This is a genomic window from Sphingopyxis sp. BE259 (assembly GCF_031457495.1).
Classification (GTDB): Bacteria; Pseudomonadota; Alphaproteobacteria; order Sphingomonadales; family Sphingomonadaceae; genus Sphingopyxis.
Genome location: NZ_JAVDWM010000001.1, coordinates 1,476,205 through 1,491,034 on the forward strand (window position 1 = coordinate 1,476,205; position 14,830 = coordinate 1,491,034).

The following is a 14,830-nucleotide window of genomic DNA, read 5'->3' on the forward strand; positions in this document are numbered from 1 at the left end:
GGCGCCTGAACGTGAGGGGCATTAGCGTTCCTTAAAAGCCGCGTCGGGGTCTAGCGGTCATCTTGGGCGCGACGCTGCCCGAGTCGAGTTGAATTTGCGGTGAATGGTGTCGGAGCAGCGCCATGGCGTTACTTGCATCGCTGTCAGTAGTGCGTTACGCATGGGGCCGAAACAGCACGACCGAGGGTATGATCCGATGAACGCGCCGACCAATATCAAATGGCCCGAAGCCCGTTTTGGCCCCGAAACGCAGCATTGGCTGCCGCGTAATCCCGACGAGGCGCTGGACCATATCCCAGGCGAGGATGGCTATCCGGTGATCGGCAACACGCTCGAACAGCTGGGCGATTATCGCGGTTTTACGCAGCGGATGGTCGCGAAATATGGCCGCGTCTATCGCAACAACAGCTTTGGCGGGCGCAGCGTGGCGCTGCACGGTCCCGAAGCGAACGAGCTGGTGATGTTCGACCGCGAGAAAATCTTCTCGTCCGAACAGGGCTGGGGGCCGGTGCTCAACCTGCTGTTCCCGCGCGGGCTGATGCTGATGGATTTCGAAAAGCACCGCGCCGACCGCAAGATACTGTCGATCGCGTTCAAGCCCGAACCGATGCGCCATTATGCCGAGGCGCTGAACGACGGGATCAAGGACCGCGTCGCGTCGTGGAGCGGCAAGACGTTCCAATTTTATGCGGCGATCAAGAAGCTGACGCTCGATCTGGCGGCCACCAGCTTCCTCGGCATCCCCTTCGGTCCCGAGGCTGACAAGGTGAATAAGGCCTTTGTCGACATGGTGCAGGCGTCGATTGGCGTCGTCCGGGTGCCGATGCCGTTCACCGCGATGGGGCGCGGCGCCAAGGGCCGCGCCTATCTGGTCGAATATTTCGGGCGCATGGTGCCCGAACGTCGCGAGGGGACAGGCGAGGATATTTTTAGCCAGATCTGCCGCGCCCGCGACGAGAATGGCGAATATATGAGCGCCGAGGCGATCGTCGATCATATGAACTTCCTGATGATGGCGGCGCACGACACCATCACCAGCTCGATCACCTCGATGGTGTGGATGCTCGCCAAGCACCCCGAATGGCAGGACAAGCTGCGCGAAGAGATGCTCGCGGTGTCGCCGGCGGGCGAAGGCGTCGGGCACAACAGCCTGGGCGAGCTGGAAATGACCGAATGGGCGTTCAAGGAATCGCTGCGCCTGGTCCCCCCGGTGCCGAGTTTCCCGCGCCGCGCGCTCAAGGATTTCGAATATGGTGGCTATCGCATCCCGGCCGGGACGTCGGTCGGGGTCAGCCCCGCCTTTACCCATATGATGGAGGAGCATTGGCCGCAGCCCGACAAGTTCGACCCGATGCGCTTTTCGCCCGAGGTCGCGCGCGAGCGGCACAAATATGCGTGGGTGCCGTTCGGCGGCGGCGCGCATATGTGCCTGGGGCTGCACTTCGCCTACATGCAGGCAAAGATCTTTTTCCACCATGTCATCACCACCCACCGCATCGTCGTCGCCGACGGCTATGAGCCGAAATGGCAGGTGCTGCCGATCCCGCGCCCAAAGGACGGGCTGATGGTCAGTTTTGTCCCGCTGACCTGACCGGACCATTGCCCCACATTTTCAGGCCCGCCGCCGGTTTCCGATATTGTTAGCGTTCACATTCCGGTATACGTATGCCCGATTGCTCCGCATCGACCGTGGGGAGACAAGCGAACAGCGGTAGGCGGGCGACGACTCGGCGCTGCGGGGAGGGTGAGCGATGACCGACATGCTGAACGATCTGTTCCAAACCGTCGGCGACATATTGGGCGCGCATGGTCCCGCCGTGACTGCGGCACAAAGCTACACCCCGACCGACTACAGCATCCACTTCTTCCTGCAGATCGCGGTGATCCTGCTGGTCTGCCGTGTCGTCGGTTGGGCGGCGCAGAAGTTCCTCGGCCAACCGCAAGTGGTGGGCGAGATGATCGCCGGGGTGCTGCTCGGCCCGTCGCTATTCGGGCTGATTTTTCCTGACCTTCAGGCGGCGTTATTCCCCAAGGAAACGCGCAACATCCTCTATGTCGGCGCGCAGGTCGGGGTCGGACTCTACATGTTTCTGGTCGGCACGACGCTGCGGCTCGACCATTTCCAGTCCAAGGCGAAAAGCGCGGTCGGTGTTTCGGTGGCCGGGATCGTGGCCCCGTTCATGTTCGCCGCGCTGATCACGCCGTTCCTGCTCGATATCCCCGGCCTGTTTGCCGAGGGGCTGGGACAGGGCAGCGCGACGTTGTTCATGGGCGCGTGCATCGCGCTCACCGCCTTTCCGATGCTGGCGCGGATCATCAACGAACGCGGGCTGGCGAACACGTCGCTGGGCACGCTGACGCTGACGGCGGGGGCGTTCGACGATGCGGTGTCATGGTGCGTGCTGGCGATCGTGCTGGCGACCTTTGGGGGCGGCCCCGGCATCGCCATGTTGGCGATTATCGGCGGGTTGGGGTTTGCCGCGTTCATGTATTTTTTCGGACGGCGGCTGTTGATCCCGCTGGGCCGCGCGGTCGAGGCGCGCGGCGAGATGAGCGACACGATGCTGTCGATCGTGCTGATGCTGTTTGCCCTGTGCGCCTTTGTGATGGACGCCGCGGGGATCCATGCGGTGTTCGGTGGCTTCATCCTGGGCGTCTGTATGCCGCGCGGCAAGCTGACCGAAGAAATCAAGCGCAAGGTCGGGCCGATCACGATTCTGCTGGTGCCGGTCTTTTTCACCTACTCGGGCCTCAACACCCAGCTCAGCACGGTGAACAGCCTGTCGCTGCTGGGACTTGCGCTCGTCATCCTGCTGGTGTCGATTGCGGCGAAGTTTGGCGCGTGCTGGCTTGCCGCGCGGCTGGCGGGCGAGGATAATCGCACTGCGCTCGGCATCGGGGCGCTGATGAACGCGCGCGGGCTGATGGAACTGATCATCATCAACATCGGCCTGCAAAAGGGGATCATCGGGCCGACGCTGTTCGCAATCATGGTGCTGATGGCGATCGTCACCACGGTGATGGCGGGGCCGTTGTTCGAAATCGTCTATGGCCGTAAGGCGCGCGCCGCGGGCGAACTCGGGACATTGGGCAGCGAAGCACCAACCGAAGAGACGCTGAAAGTGCGGCCGACCTGATCTGCGTCTGACCAGCCCGCGACCGCCATTGTGCTGCGCGGCGCGGCGCGCCAATAGGGGCGCATGAAAAGCGTTCGACCCTATCTGATCTGGCTGGGCATCGCAGTGCTGCTGACCCTCGGCGCGATCCGCGGGATGCAGTGGGTGCGCGATCATCCCGAACATATTCCGACCGCCCGGTTCGAGATCGCGCATCCACAGGGCTGGGCGACGCATCGCAAGCTGGTCGGGCTGGTCGGCGACACCAGCGCCTGTTTCGCGGCGCTCGATCGTGCCGGTGCGCGCTATCTGCGGCGGCCGGTGGTGGGCGAAGGGGTGTGCCGCGCCGAGCAGCGGCTGGTGCTGACCGGCGACAAATTTGTGCCGACGACGCGCCCCGCCAACGCCGCGCCGGGTTGCGCCGTGACCATCGCGATGGCGCTATGGAATCGCGATGTCGTCCAGCCCATGGCGCAGAAGCATTTCGGGCAGCGGGTCGTCGCGCTCGAAAATCTGGGCAGCTACAATTGCCGGGCCATCCGCGGCGGGCAGACGCAAAGCCAACATTCGACCGCCAATGCGATCGATATTTCGGCATTCGTTCTGGCCGACGGGACGCGCATTTCGTTGATCGACGACTGGACCGACGCCGATGTCCGCCGCGAGTTTCTCCACGATGTCCGCGACGGGTCGTGCGACCTGTTCAGCACCGTGCTGTCACCCGACTATAATGCCGCCCATGCCGACCATTTCCATTTCGACATGGCGGTACGAACGGCGGGGTGGTCGGTCTGCCGCTGATCAGACGGTGAAACTTTCGCCGCAGCCGCAGGCACCCTTCGCGTTCGGATTCTCGAAGACGAAGCCGGCCGCAAAATCATCCTCGACCCAGTCCATGACGCTGCCGATCAAGTACAGCACCGACGCGCCATCGATGTAGAAAATGCCACCAGGGGTTTCGATCTTCTCGTCGAACTTCTGCTCGTCGGTCACATAATCGACCGAATAGGCGAGCCCCGAACAACCGCGGCGCGGGGTCGACAGCTTGACCCCGATCGCGCCGTCGGGGGCCGCCGCCATCAGCGCCGCGACGCGCGCTTCGGCGTTGGGCGTCAGCGTGACCGCGGCGGGGCGAGTGCGGGTTTTGGTTTCAGTCATCAGAGCATTCCCAACTCAAGCCGTGCTTCGTCGCTCATATTCGCGGGCGACCACGGCGGATCCCAGACCAGATTGACTTCGGCATCGCCGACCCCAGGCACCGCGCCGACGCGCAGTTCGACCTCTGCGGGCATCGATTCCGCGACCGGACAATGCGGGGTCGTCAGCGTCATCGTGACCACTGCATGGCCTTCGTCGATCTCGACGTTATAGATCAGGCCAAGGTCATAGATGTTCACCGGGATCTCGGGGTCGTAAATATCCTTAAGCGCGTTGATCACGGCTTCATACAGGTCGCCGCCGACACCATGCGGGTCCACCGCCGCGGGCTTGGCGGCCAGGAAGCCTTCGAGATAGTCGCGCTTGCGCTCGAGCTTCGCCGGGGCCGTCTCGACGTCCTCGACGCGCGCCTTGGGCGGTGCTTCGACGCTGGTGACTTCTTCCACCTTGATCATCCGATCCTCACTCATCCGAAAATCCTCTCGACGCGCGACAGGCCATCGATCAGCGCCGCCACATCATCGTCATTGCTGTACATGCCAAAACTCGCGCGCGCCGTCGCGGACACGCCCAGATGGTCCATCAGCGGCTGGGCGCAATGGTGCCCGGCGCGGATCGCGACCCCGCTTTCGTCCAAGATAGTGCCGATGTCGTGCGGATGAACCCCCGCCATTGCAAAACTGACGATTCCGGCGCTGTTTTCAGGGCCGAACAGCGTGATGCTGTTCCGCCGCGCCAGCGCCTCGCGCAGCGTGCCGACCAGCGCCGCTTCATGTGCGTGGATCGCCTCGACGCCGATCGCCTCGACATAATCGACCGCCGCTGCCAGCCCGATCGCCTCGATTATCGCGGGCGTTCCCGCCTCGAACCGCGTCGGGGCGGGGGCGTAGGTCGTCTTGTTGAACGTCACTCGGTCGATCATCGACCCGCCGCCCTGCCATGGCGACAGCCTGTCGAGCTTGTCGCTCCACAGCACGCCGATGCCGGTGGGGCCATAAAGTTTGTGGCCCGAGAACACATAATAGTCGCAGCCGAGCGCGGCGACATCGACCGGCAGCCGCGGCACCGCCTGGCAGCCGTCGATAAGCAATTCGGCGCCGACGCGGTGCGCCAACGCGGCAGCGCGCGCGACGTCGAGCGGGCTGCCGAGCACGTTCGACACATGGGCAAAGGCGACCATGGTGTGTTCGGGCGTCAACAGCTTTCCCGCCGCGTCGAGGTCGATGCACCCGTCGGCGGTGAGCGGGCACACATCGACCTGCCAACCCGCCAACTGCCACGGCACGATATTGCTGTGATGTTCCAGCATCGACAGCAGCACGCGGCCTTTGCGCGGGTGCGAGTAAGCGACGAGGTTGATCGCTTCGGTCGCCCCGCGCACAAACACGCATTGATCCTCGCGGGCACCGACAAAGGCCGCAATCCGCCGCCGCGCTGCCTCATAGGCGAGCGTCATGTCGGCCGAACGCGCATAAACGCCGCGATGCACGGTCGCATAATCGCGGCCCATCGCGTTGACGGTGGCGTCGATGACGGCCTGCGGCTTCTGAGCGGTCGCGGCGGTATCGAGATAGTGCCAATTGTCGGCAAGACCCGGAAAATGCCCCCGGATTCCGTTCGTGTCGAGCGCAGTCGAGCCAAACTGGCGCCGGGCTTCACGTCCCTCGACTTCGCTCGGGACAAACGGGGAGGTGAGGGCGCTCACACCAATTCCCCCAGCTTCGCCAGCGCCAGTTGCTGCAATCGCGCCTCGTCCTCCGCGCCGTCGAACACCCCCGCGACAAAGGCCTGCAACATCAGCTTCTTCGCCTCGCTCGGCGGCAATCCGCGCGATTGGAGGTAGTAAAGGGCCATCGCGTCCAATTCGCCGATCGCGCAGCCATGCGCGCATTTCACATCGTCGGCATAGATTTCGAGCTCGGGTTTGGCGTTGGCGGTGGCGCTGCGGTTGAGCAGCATCGCCTTCACATCCTGCGCGCTGTCGGTCTGCTGCGCATTGCGCGCGACCGCGACCTTGCCCAGATAGGTCCCGGTCGCGGTGCCGCCGAGCACCGACCGCACCACCTGCCGCGACGTCGCGCCGGGTTCCGCATGGGTCACCGTGGTGACGATCTCGAGATTCTGTTCACCGCCGCCGATCTGTGCCGCGCCCAGGTGGAAGTCGGCGCCTTCGTGCAGCGTCACCGCCAGTTCGATGCGCCCATAGGCGCCGCCGACGTTGAGCACATGGAGCGAAGCAACCGCGCCCTTGCCGATGCTCATCGCGATCTGCTGGACGCCGCCGACATCCTGCACGATCGCCCGCGCGAAGCGCCCGCCGGCGGGCACGACGATACTATCCGGCGCGGGCAGCGGCCAGGCAGCAGTGACTGCGTCGATGTCGGCGTAGCGCCAGGCTTCATCGCGGCGCGAGGGGAGGGCGCTCGTGGTCAAGCCGCAATCTCCGCATAACCATGTTCTTCCAGCTCACGCGCCAGTTCGGGCCCGCCCGACTTCACGATCCGCCCGGCGGCCAGCACATGCACGAAATCGGGCTTCACATAGTCGAGCAGGCGCTGATAGTGGGTGATCAGTAGCACCGCCTTGCCGGGCTGGCGCATGATCGCATTGATCCCGTCGCCGACGGTGCGCAGCGCATCGATGTCGAGACCGCTGTCGGTCTCGTCGAGGATCGCCAGCTTGGGATCGATGATCCCCATCTGCACCATCTCGTTGCGCTTTTTCTCGCCGCCCGAAAAGCCGACGTTCACCGGGCGCTTGAGCATGTCCATATCCATCTTGAGCAGCGCGGCTTTCTCGCGCGCGACCTTCAGGAACTCGCCGCCCGACAGCGGTTCCTCACCGCGCGCACGGCGCTGGGCGTTGAGCGCCTCGCGCAGGAATTGGACGTTGGAAACGCCGGGAATCTCGACCGGGTATTGGAAGCCCAGGAACAGTCCCGCCGCGGCGCGCTCGTGCGGTTCCATGTCCAGCAGGTCGGCGCCGTCAAAGGTCGCCGACCCGTCGGTCACGTCATAACCAGGCCGTCCGCCAAGGACATAAGACAGTGTCGATTTGCCGGCGCCGTTCGGCCCCATGATCGCATGAATTTCGCCCGCGTGGATGGTCAGCGACAGGCCTTTCAGGATCGGCTTGTCGGCGACGGTGGCGTGCAGGTTTTCAATCGTCAGCATGTCAGACTTTCAGGCAGGATGAAGCAACGCGGCGCGCGCCGATTGGTGCGCCGACGTTGGGCAGGTGCTGTGGGTGGCAGATGAGGTGCGCAAGGCCCGCGAAGGGCCGGGGCCGCAGCGCGGTTATTCGGCGGCGAAGATTTCCGCCAGTTCCGAATTGGCGACTTCTTCGACGCTGATCACGCTGGTGTTCTGCAGATACTGGAGCCGGCGGATCAGCATGGTCACCGCGTGATGCGGCACCGTGATCACCTCGTCGCGATCGCGTTCCGATTTTTTCTGCTGCCGGATGACGACGCCCTGATGCGTCGGATAGGCGGTCACCGCCTGCACCGGATGCACGACCAGATCGGCGTCCGACCAGTTGAATTCCAAACCGCGTGCCATCGTCCCGCCTCCCGTTCGAATCGAACCGATGACGAGAATATGACAAGGGCGTGATTTCCCATGTCCCCGGATGCGGACTGGCAGAAATTATAGTTAATTCAGGCCCGTTCGCCGCGACCTTGCGTTGGAATCCAGCGCGAATTGTCTCAATTCGGGGCATATATGACAGCGCAGCGGAAATCGCTTTCCCTACCACAACTGGCTTGGCCCCCACGACAGCCGCGAGATGCTCAGTTTCGTGCATCTTGCGCTTTCATCTGATCCAAAATTCGCCGCTCGGCAGCGCCGATGATGGCGTTGGCGGCCTTTTCCGCCGTTTCGCGGCTGGAAAAAGGAACCTGTTCGCCAATGCCGTCGGCCAGGACGTTGACGGCCACCTCGCGCGCACCGGCCACCGATGCAACGTCGGCAAAACTGACCGGCCAATGGCCGAATTCAGCTTTGTAGCTGGCGGCGGCGTTCAACAGATCACGCTCATAAGAGGTGACCGAACCGCGAACCTCCGGCGGCAATTGCTCGACAAGCGTCGCTGTGTCGAGCAAGCCGCCGTCGTTCGCCGAACCAGCGTCGCCGCACGCCGACAGCAGCGCCAAGCTCAAGCACGCTGGAATTACCAAACCAAGGCGCATTATCCCACGCTTCCTTCCAGGCTGATCCCCAGCAACTTCTGCGCCTCGACCGCGAACTCCATCGGCAGCTGTTGCAGCACTTCCTTGGCAAAGCCGTTGACGATCAGCGCCACCGATTCCTCGGCATTCAGCCCGCGCTGCATTGCGTAGAACAGCTGGTCATCCGAGATTTTGCTCGTCGTCGCTTCATGCTCGACGGTCGCGGTCGGGTTGCGGACTTCGATGTATGGCACCGTGTGCGCGCCGCTGAGCGAGCCCAGCAGCAGGCTGTCGCACTGGGTGAAGTTTCGCACACCCTCGGCATTGGGTGCGACGCGCACGATGCCGCGGTAGGTGTTGTTCGACTTGCCCGCGCTGATCCCCTTGCTGACGATGGTCGACCGCGTGCGCTTGCCATTGTGGATCATCTTGGTGCCGGTGTCGGCCTGCTGGTAATTGTTCGTCACCGCAACCGAATAGAATTCGCCGACGCTGTCGTCGCCGTTGAGGACGCAGCTGGGGTATTTCCACGTCACCGCGCTGCCGGTCTCGACCTGCGTCCACGACACCTTGCTGCGCTTGCCCTGGCACAGCGCGCGCTTGGTGACGAAGTTATAGATGCCGCCCAGCCCCTCGGCATTGCCGGGATACCAGTTTTGCACCGTCGAATATTTGATTTCGGCATCGTCGAGCGTCACCAGTTCGACGACCGCGGCGTGGAGCTGGTTTTCGTCGCGCATCGGCGCGGTGCAGCCTTCGAGATAGGAGACATAAGCGCCCTTGTCGGCGATGATCAATGTCCGCTCGAACTGCCCGGTATTTTCGGCGTTGATGCGGAAATAGGTGCTGAGCTCCATCGGGCAGCGCACGCCTTCGGGCACATAAACGAAGGTGCCGTCGGAAAAGACCGCGCAGTTCAAGGTTGCAAAATAATTGTCGTGCATCGGCACGACTTTGCCGAGCCACTTTTTCACCAGCTCGGGATACTCGCGGATCGCCTCGCTGATCGACAGGAAGATCACGCCGGCGCGCTTGAGTTCCTCGCGAAAGGTCGTCGCGACGCTGACGCTGTCGAACACCGCGTCGACCGCGACCTTGCGCGCGCCCTCGACCCCCGCGAGCACCTTTTGCTCCTCGATCGGGATACCGAGCTTTTTATAGACCTCAAGGATTTCGGGATCGACCTCGTCGAGACTACCGAGCTTGGGCTTCGGCTTAGGCGCCGCGTAATAGTACGCATCTTGGTAATCGATCGGCGGCACGTTGAGCTTCGCCCAGTCGGGCGTCTCCATCGTCTGCCAGTGCCGGAACGCCTTCAACCGCCAGTCGAGCATCCATTCGGGCTCGTTCTTCTTTGCCGAAATGAAGCGGACCGTATCCTCGGTCAGCCCCTTGGGCGCGAAGTCGGTCTCGATGGTCGAGGACCAGCCATGCTCATAGTCGGCAACCTTTGCCGCGGCATCATGCGCCGCCTGGTCTTTCACGGGGAGTTCGGTGTTTTCGGTCATATCTCTAACTCGTTGCTCCCGCGAGGGCGGGGGCCGCTGTCGGTTTGCTCTGCGTCGCTGGCATAGAATCTCCAGCGCCCCCCGCCTTCGCGGGGGCGACGGTCAAACTTGCCAAACTGATCTCCGCCAGCGCCCCGCGCACCGCGCCGTTGACGACGCCCCAATGCGGCTGCACCTTGCAGCTGCCTTCCAGCGAGCAGTCATGCCGTCCCTCGGCGACGCACGCGGTCAGCGCGATCGGTCCTTCGACCGCCTCGATAATGTCGGCGACGCTGATCGCCGCCGCGGGCCGCGCGAGGCGCACGCCGCCGCCGCTGCCGCGCGAGGCGACGAGCAGGCCAGCGCGGGCGAGACCACTCACCAGCTTTTGCGCTGTCGGCCCGGGAATCCCCGTCTGTTCGGCCAGCATCGCGGCGTGCAACGGCACCGACCCGCACTGGCGAGCGGCGGCGCTCATCAGCACCACGGCATAATCGGCAAGGTTGGACAGGCGCATTGGGACTATTGGACTCTCGATCGTCCGCAAATTGCGAATGATTCTTAACTGGAGTAAATTACTCCACTTATATAGCCACGCCGTCCTCGCGGCGCAAGCAAGCCCCTTTGGACGCGGTGATAGAAAAGCTGCGCCAAAAAAAAGGCACCCACTTGGCCGGAGCCAAATGAGTGCCGAGATGAAGGTCTCAGTCCTCGTCAGAGGATGAGCTCTTCTGGGTCGCAAGGCTGAATTATGCCGGTGCGATGATTCGCGATTGGACGGAAACGCCAAAAACGGCTTGGATCGCATTTTGATGATGATCGATCTGACCCATTCCGAGACAGAATCGGTCGCGCGCGCCGCAGGCCGCTGCTTCAGGTTTCGGACACCATCGGACTGACCTTGCCGGCCAGCTGCTTGCGCCCCTTGGTCGTTGCTTCGGTGTAGGTGGTCGGTTTGCCGAGCTGCCCCGGCGTCGCCCCGGCGAAACGCTTGATCTCGCGGATCAAATGCGACTGGTCGTAAAAGGCGTCGCCGAGCTGCGCCGAATCGAGCCCTTCGCCGCGCGCCAGCGCCGATGCGGCGCGCACCGCGCGATATTTGCGCGCCAGCATCCGCGGCGACAGCCCGTAATAATGTTTGGTCATCCGCTCGACCGAGCGGATCGACATGCCGGTGGCGTCGACGAGGTCGGGAACCTGGGGGGAGGGCGACGCGGTCAGCCACTCGTCGACGGTGCGGATGAACCACAACGGCGGTGCCTCGCCGCGGGTCAGCACCTCGCGGGCGAAATTATTGCCGATGACCAGCCGCGCCTCGACATCCGCCGCCTGTTCCAGCGCGCTCGCCACCTCCTCGATCCACGGCCCGAAACGGCTGGTCGCGTCGATCGCGCGGTCGGTCAGCTTTTCCGCGTCGTCGCCCATCAGCGCTGCCCATCCTGCGGGCAACATGCCAAACCCGAACAATTGCGCCGGACAATTGCTGATCGCGCGCACTCGTCCGCTCGTCGGGCCGATGATGATGGCGCGCGTCACCGTCGTGCGATGCCCATCGGCAAAGACATATTCGCCGTCGGCATTGGTCACGAAGCGGAACTGCGGCCGGTCGGCGCGTTCATATTCGTCGAATTTCGGCATGTTGAGGCGCGCAAAATAGAAACTCGACACCATGTCTGCCAGATCGGGATCGGGCGGAAAATAGTGAAGTTCGAACGGCGCGCTGCCGTCCGCGCCGACGCGCGAGGATGATGCTTCTGACATGACGAACCCAGACCGTGGCAACCTTTCCCCAGGTTGCCTTGTTATCTGGAACAAATCATTTGCGTTTCATCCCTGCGCGTCAAGCGCGAACTTTGTTTTTTAATTAGCTTTTTTGTGCAGCGATCCAAGCGTCGACCCGCCGTTCGAGCACATCGAGCGGCACGGGGCCGGATTTCAGGACGACGTCGTGAAAGGCGCGATAGTCGAACTTTGCGCCCATCGCCGTCTGCGCGCGGCCGCGCAATTCCATGATCTTGAGCTTGCCAATCAGATAGGCAGTCGCCTGCCCCGGATAGACGATATACCGCTCGATCGCCTTTTCGATGTCGCCTTCGGGGTTGGGGGTGTTGTCCTTGAGGTACTTGATCGCCTGCTCGCGGCTCCAGCGTTTGTCGTGGATGCCGGTATCGACGACGAGGCGGCACGCACGCCACAGCTCCATGCCCAACCGCCCGAAATCGCTGTAGGGATCGGTGTAGAAGCCCATGTCCTTGGCGAGCTCCTCGGTATAAAGACCCCAGCCTTCGGTGTAGGCGGTGAAGCCGCCGAAGCGGCGGAAGGGCGGCAGGCCGGTCAGCTCGGTCTGCACCGCGCGCTGCAAATGATGCCCCGGAACGCCTTCATGATAAGCCAGCGCCTCCAGCTCGGTTTTGGGCATGTCGCGCAGGTCGTATAGGTTCACATAATAGGTGCCGGGGCGCGATCCGTCGGGCGACGGCGATTGGTAAAACGCCTTGCCCGCCGATTTCTCGCGAAACGCCTCGACCGCCTTCACCTGCAGCGCCGCCTTGGGCAGCGTGTTAAAAAAGGCCGGAAGCCGCGCTTCCATCGCCTTGGTGCGCGCATCGACTTCGGCCAGATAGGCCTCGCGCGTCATATGATAATATTGCGGGCTGGTTCGCAGATGCTCGAAAAACTGTTGCAGTGTTCCCTTGAACCCGACCTTCGCCATGATCGCTTTCATCTCGCCGTGGATGCGCGCGACTTCGGACAGGCCCAGGTCGTGGATCTGCGTCGCGGTCATGTCGGTGGTCGTGTAATTGGCGAGCAGCGCCTCATAATAGGCCTTGCCGTCGGGTAGTCGCCACACCCCGTCCTGCGTCGGGGCGCTTGCCTGCTGACGCTTCATTTCGACGAGCAGACGGCCATAGGCGGGGCCGGCGCTTTCCGCCCAGGCCGCTTTTGCTGCCGCGGTCAGCCGTGCCTTTTCGGCGGCATCGATGTCGAGCTTGGCGACTTTCGCGGTGATGTCCTCGATCACCGCGTTGTTCGGCGCCTGCAAATTGCCGATGTCCGAAATCAGATAGGCATAGACCCATTTGGGCGGCTGGACGCCATTGGCGGCGCGCGTCACCGACTGCGCGGTCAGCGCGTCGAGGATCGGGCCCAGCCCGCGGATACGTTCGACATAGGACTCGGCCTCGGCGGCGTTCGCGACGCGGTGGATGTTGATGAGGAAGGCGGGAAGCTGGCTTTGCGGGCCATTCATCTGATCAAAGACATAGCCCCGATCGCGGAACGGGAACAATCGCTCGGCGCGCGCCGCCTGCGCGTTGAACAGTTCGAACGAGAGGGCGTCGTCGGTTGACATGGTGGTTGGGTCAAAACTGCCGCGCATCGCTGCGGCGGTCGCCTGTTGCAATTTGTGGCTCGCGACAGCGGCCTCGTCGCTGACGTCGTTCCAACGGCCGTAGTCGGCGTCGCGAATCCCGCGATAGGCTTTGCCCTGTGGGCTGAGCGACAGCTGCGCCGCATCGTAATTGTCAAAGAATTGCGCCAAATTCGCCCCGGCAGGCGCAACGTCTGGCGCGGGTGCCGATGCGGCGGTGGCGGGCGCCTCCTGCACCGCGGCAGGCGCGCAGCCCGCGACGGCGAGCAGGGCGAGGCCGGTGGATAGACGAGCGATGATGCGAAGCTGCGACACGATTTTCTCCCGGTTTTTCCGATGGCTTTTTGGCGATGCTCAATAGGTTGAGGCGGGGCTTGCCATAGCCGCGCGGGACGCGCAATGGCGGGCCATGTCGCTCTTCGCCTCTGCCGCCGATGCCGCCTATGCGCTGGTCCGCCCGATCGTCCATGCCACCGATGGCGAGGCGGCGCATAATCTGACGCTCAGCGCATTGCAGCCGCTGCCGCGGGCGCGAAGCGCGCTGACCAGTCCGGTGCTCGCGACCGAACTCGCCGGGCTGCATTTCCCCAACCCCGTCGGCCTGGCTCCCGGTTTCGACAAGGACGCGCGCGTCGCGCATGCGATGCCGCATTTCGGCTTCGGCTTTGTCGAGGTCGGTACGCTGACTCCGCTGCCGCAGGATGGCAATCCGCGTCCGCGGCTGTTCCGGCTGGTCGAAGATGGCGCGGTGATCAACCGCATGGGATTCAACAATGGCGGGCAGGAACAGGCGGCGGAGCGGATCGCGTGCCTGCGCCGTCACGGTCTGCCGGTGCCGCTGGGGATCAATATCGGCGCCAACAAGGATAGCGCCGACCGTATCGCCGATTATGCCAAAGGCACCGCGGCGATGGCGCCGCTCGCCGAGTATCTGACCGTCAATATAAGCTCGCCCAACACGCCCGGATTGCGCGCGTTGCAGGACAAGGGCGCGCTCGAGGCGCTGCTCGACGGTGTCGCTGCGGCGCAGCCGGTAGGGGCGGCCAAACCGGTGTTCCTGAAAGTAGCCCCCGACCTCGAACCTGCCGACATCGATGACATCGTTGCGGTGGCGATCGCCAAGGGGCTGGCCGCGGTGATCGTGTCAAACACCACGGTCACGCGCCCGTCGCTGGTCTCGCGCAATGCCGACGAAGCGGGCGGGCTGTCGGGGGCGCCGCTCGCCGATCTGGCGTTGCAGCGGGTCCGCGATTTTCACGTCGCCAGCGGCGGCAAGGTGCCGCTGGTCGCGGCGGGCGGGATCGCCTCGGCTCAGCAGGCATGGGAACGTATCCGCGCGGGCGCGAGCCTGATCCAGATTTATTCGGCGATGGTTTATGCCGGACCGGGGCTTGCGGCGCGGATTGCGCAGGGGCTGGAAAAGCTGGCGGTGCGCGATGGGTTCGCGCGGGTGAGCGACGCGGTGGGGGTAGGGTAAGCCGTTCTCCCCTCCCGCAAGCGGTAAGGGAACAAGGCTTGCACTCCCTCCGAC

The 14,830-nt window shown here is 63.7% G+C and carries 15 protein-coding genes; 4 read left to right on the plus strand and 11 right to left on the minus strand.

The window, feature by feature from the left end; translation table 11 throughout:
* Nucleotides 1-196: 196 nt before the first annotated feature.
* The 3 genes from J2X44_RS07160 to J2X44_RS07170 all read left to right on the plus strand — a co-directional run bounded on the left by J2X44_RS07160 (nt 197) and on the right by J2X44_RS07170 (nt 3,917).
* Complete coding sequence (locus J2X44_RS07160) at nt 197-1,591, plus strand: cytochrome P450 (RefSeq protein ID WP_310088837.1); 1,395 nt, start codon at nt 197-199, stop codon at nt 1,589-1,591.
* A gap of 160 nt (nt 1,592-1,751) precedes the next feature.
* Nucleotides 1,752-3,137, plus strand: a complete 1,386-nt coding sequence (locus J2X44_RS07165; RefSeq protein WP_310088838.1) for a cation:proton antiporter — start codon at nt 1,752-1,754, stop codon at nt 3,135-3,137.
* A gap of 63 nt (nt 3,138-3,200) precedes the next feature.
* Nucleotides 3,201-3,917 carry an extensin family protein gene (locus J2X44_RS07170; RefSeq protein ID WP_310088839.1) on the plus strand — a complete coding sequence of 239 codons (717 nt, stop codon included), beginning with the start codon at nt 3,201-3,203 and terminating at the stop codon, nt 3,915-3,917.
* Here the strand turns inward: J2X44_RS07170 and J2X44_RS07175 are convergent, their stop codons facing one another.
* From J2X44_RS07175 to J2X44_RS07225, 11 genes are all read right to left on the minus strand, one after another.
* Nucleotides 3,918-4,274: an iron-sulfur cluster assembly accessory protein gene (locus tag J2X44_RS07175; protein WP_310088840.1), complete on the minus strand. Its 357-nt coding sequence runs from the start codon at nt 4,272-4,274 to the stop codon at nt 3,918-3,920.
* On the minus strand, nt 4,274-4,744 hold the full coding sequence (locus tag J2X44_RS07180) for an SUF system Fe-S cluster assembly protein (RefSeq protein WP_310088841.1): 471 nt from the start codon (nt 4,742-4,744) through the stop codon (nt 4,274-4,276). The genes J2X44_RS07175 and J2X44_RS07180 overlap by 1 nt, the downstream gene beginning before the upstream one ends.
* Nucleotides 4,741-5,886, minus strand: a complete 1,146-nt coding sequence (locus J2X44_RS07185) for a cysteine desulfurase (RefSeq protein WP_310089346.1) — start codon at nt 5,884-5,886, stop codon at nt 4,741-4,743. The genes J2X44_RS07180 and J2X44_RS07185 overlap by 4 nt, the downstream gene beginning before the upstream one ends.
* Nucleotides 5,887-5,975: 89 nt before the next feature.
* The gene (locus tag J2X44_RS07190; RefSeq protein WP_310088842.1) at nt 5,976-6,707 is read right to left on the minus strand and encodes a SufD family Fe-S cluster assembly protein; all 732 of its coding nucleotides are present in this window, start codon (nt 6,705-6,707) and stop codon (nt 5,976-5,978) included.
* Nucleotides 6,704-7,447: a Fe-S cluster assembly ATPase SufC gene (sufC, locus tag J2X44_RS07195; protein ID WP_310088843.1), complete on the minus strand. Its 744-nt coding sequence runs from the start codon at nt 7,445-7,447 to the stop codon at nt 6,704-6,706. The genes J2X44_RS07190 and sufC overlap by 4 nt, the downstream gene beginning before the upstream one ends.
* A 123-nt stretch (nt 7,448-7,570) precedes the next feature.
* On the minus strand, nt 7,571-7,834 hold the full coding sequence (locus J2X44_RS07200) for a hypothetical protein (protein WP_310088844.1): 264 nt from the start codon (nt 7,832-7,834) through the stop codon (nt 7,571-7,573).
* 230 nt (nt 7,835-8,064) lie between these two features.
* Nucleotides 8,065-8,427 carry a hypothetical protein gene (locus J2X44_RS07205; RefSeq protein WP_310088845.1) on the minus strand — a complete coding sequence of 121 codons (363 nt, stop codon included), beginning with the start codon at nt 8,425-8,427 and terminating at the stop codon, nt 8,065-8,067.
* A gap of 35 nt (nt 8,428-8,462) precedes the next feature.
* A complete protein-coding gene (gene sufB / locus J2X44_RS07210; protein ID WP_310088846.1) occupies nt 8,463-9,950 on the minus strand; it encodes a Fe-S cluster assembly protein SufB in 1,488 nt (495 codons plus the stop codon).
* 4 nt (nt 9,951-9,954) lie between these two features.
* Nucleotides 9,955-10,446 carry an SUF system Fe-S cluster assembly regulator gene (locus J2X44_RS07215; protein ID WP_310088847.1) on the minus strand — a complete coding sequence of 164 codons (492 nt, stop codon included), beginning with the start codon at nt 10,444-10,446 and terminating at the stop codon, nt 9,955-9,957.
* Nucleotides 10,447-10,802: 356 nt separating this feature from the next.
* Entirely contained in the window at nt 10,803-11,690 is an 888-nt protein-coding gene (locus J2X44_RS07220) for a helix-turn-helix domain-containing protein (RefSeq protein WP_310088848.1), read from the minus strand.
* A 103-nt stretch (nt 11,691-11,793) separates the two neighbouring features.
* The gene (locus J2X44_RS07225; RefSeq protein ID WP_310088849.1) at nt 11,794-13,614 is read right to left on the minus strand and encodes a DUF885 domain-containing protein; all 1,821 of its coding nucleotides are present in this window, start codon (nt 13,612-13,614) and stop codon (nt 11,794-11,796) included.
* A 94-nt stretch (nt 13,615-13,708) separates the two neighbouring features.
* Between J2X44_RS07225 and J2X44_RS07230 the strand changes: the two genes are divergently transcribed.
* Nucleotides 13,709-14,776 (plus strand): quinone-dependent dihydroorotate dehydrogenase, encoded by a 1,068-nt coding sequence (locus J2X44_RS07230; protein WP_310088850.1) that lies wholly within the window; start codon nt 13,709-13,711, stop codon nt 14,774-14,776.
* Nucleotides 14,777-14,830: the final 54 nt, after the last annotated feature.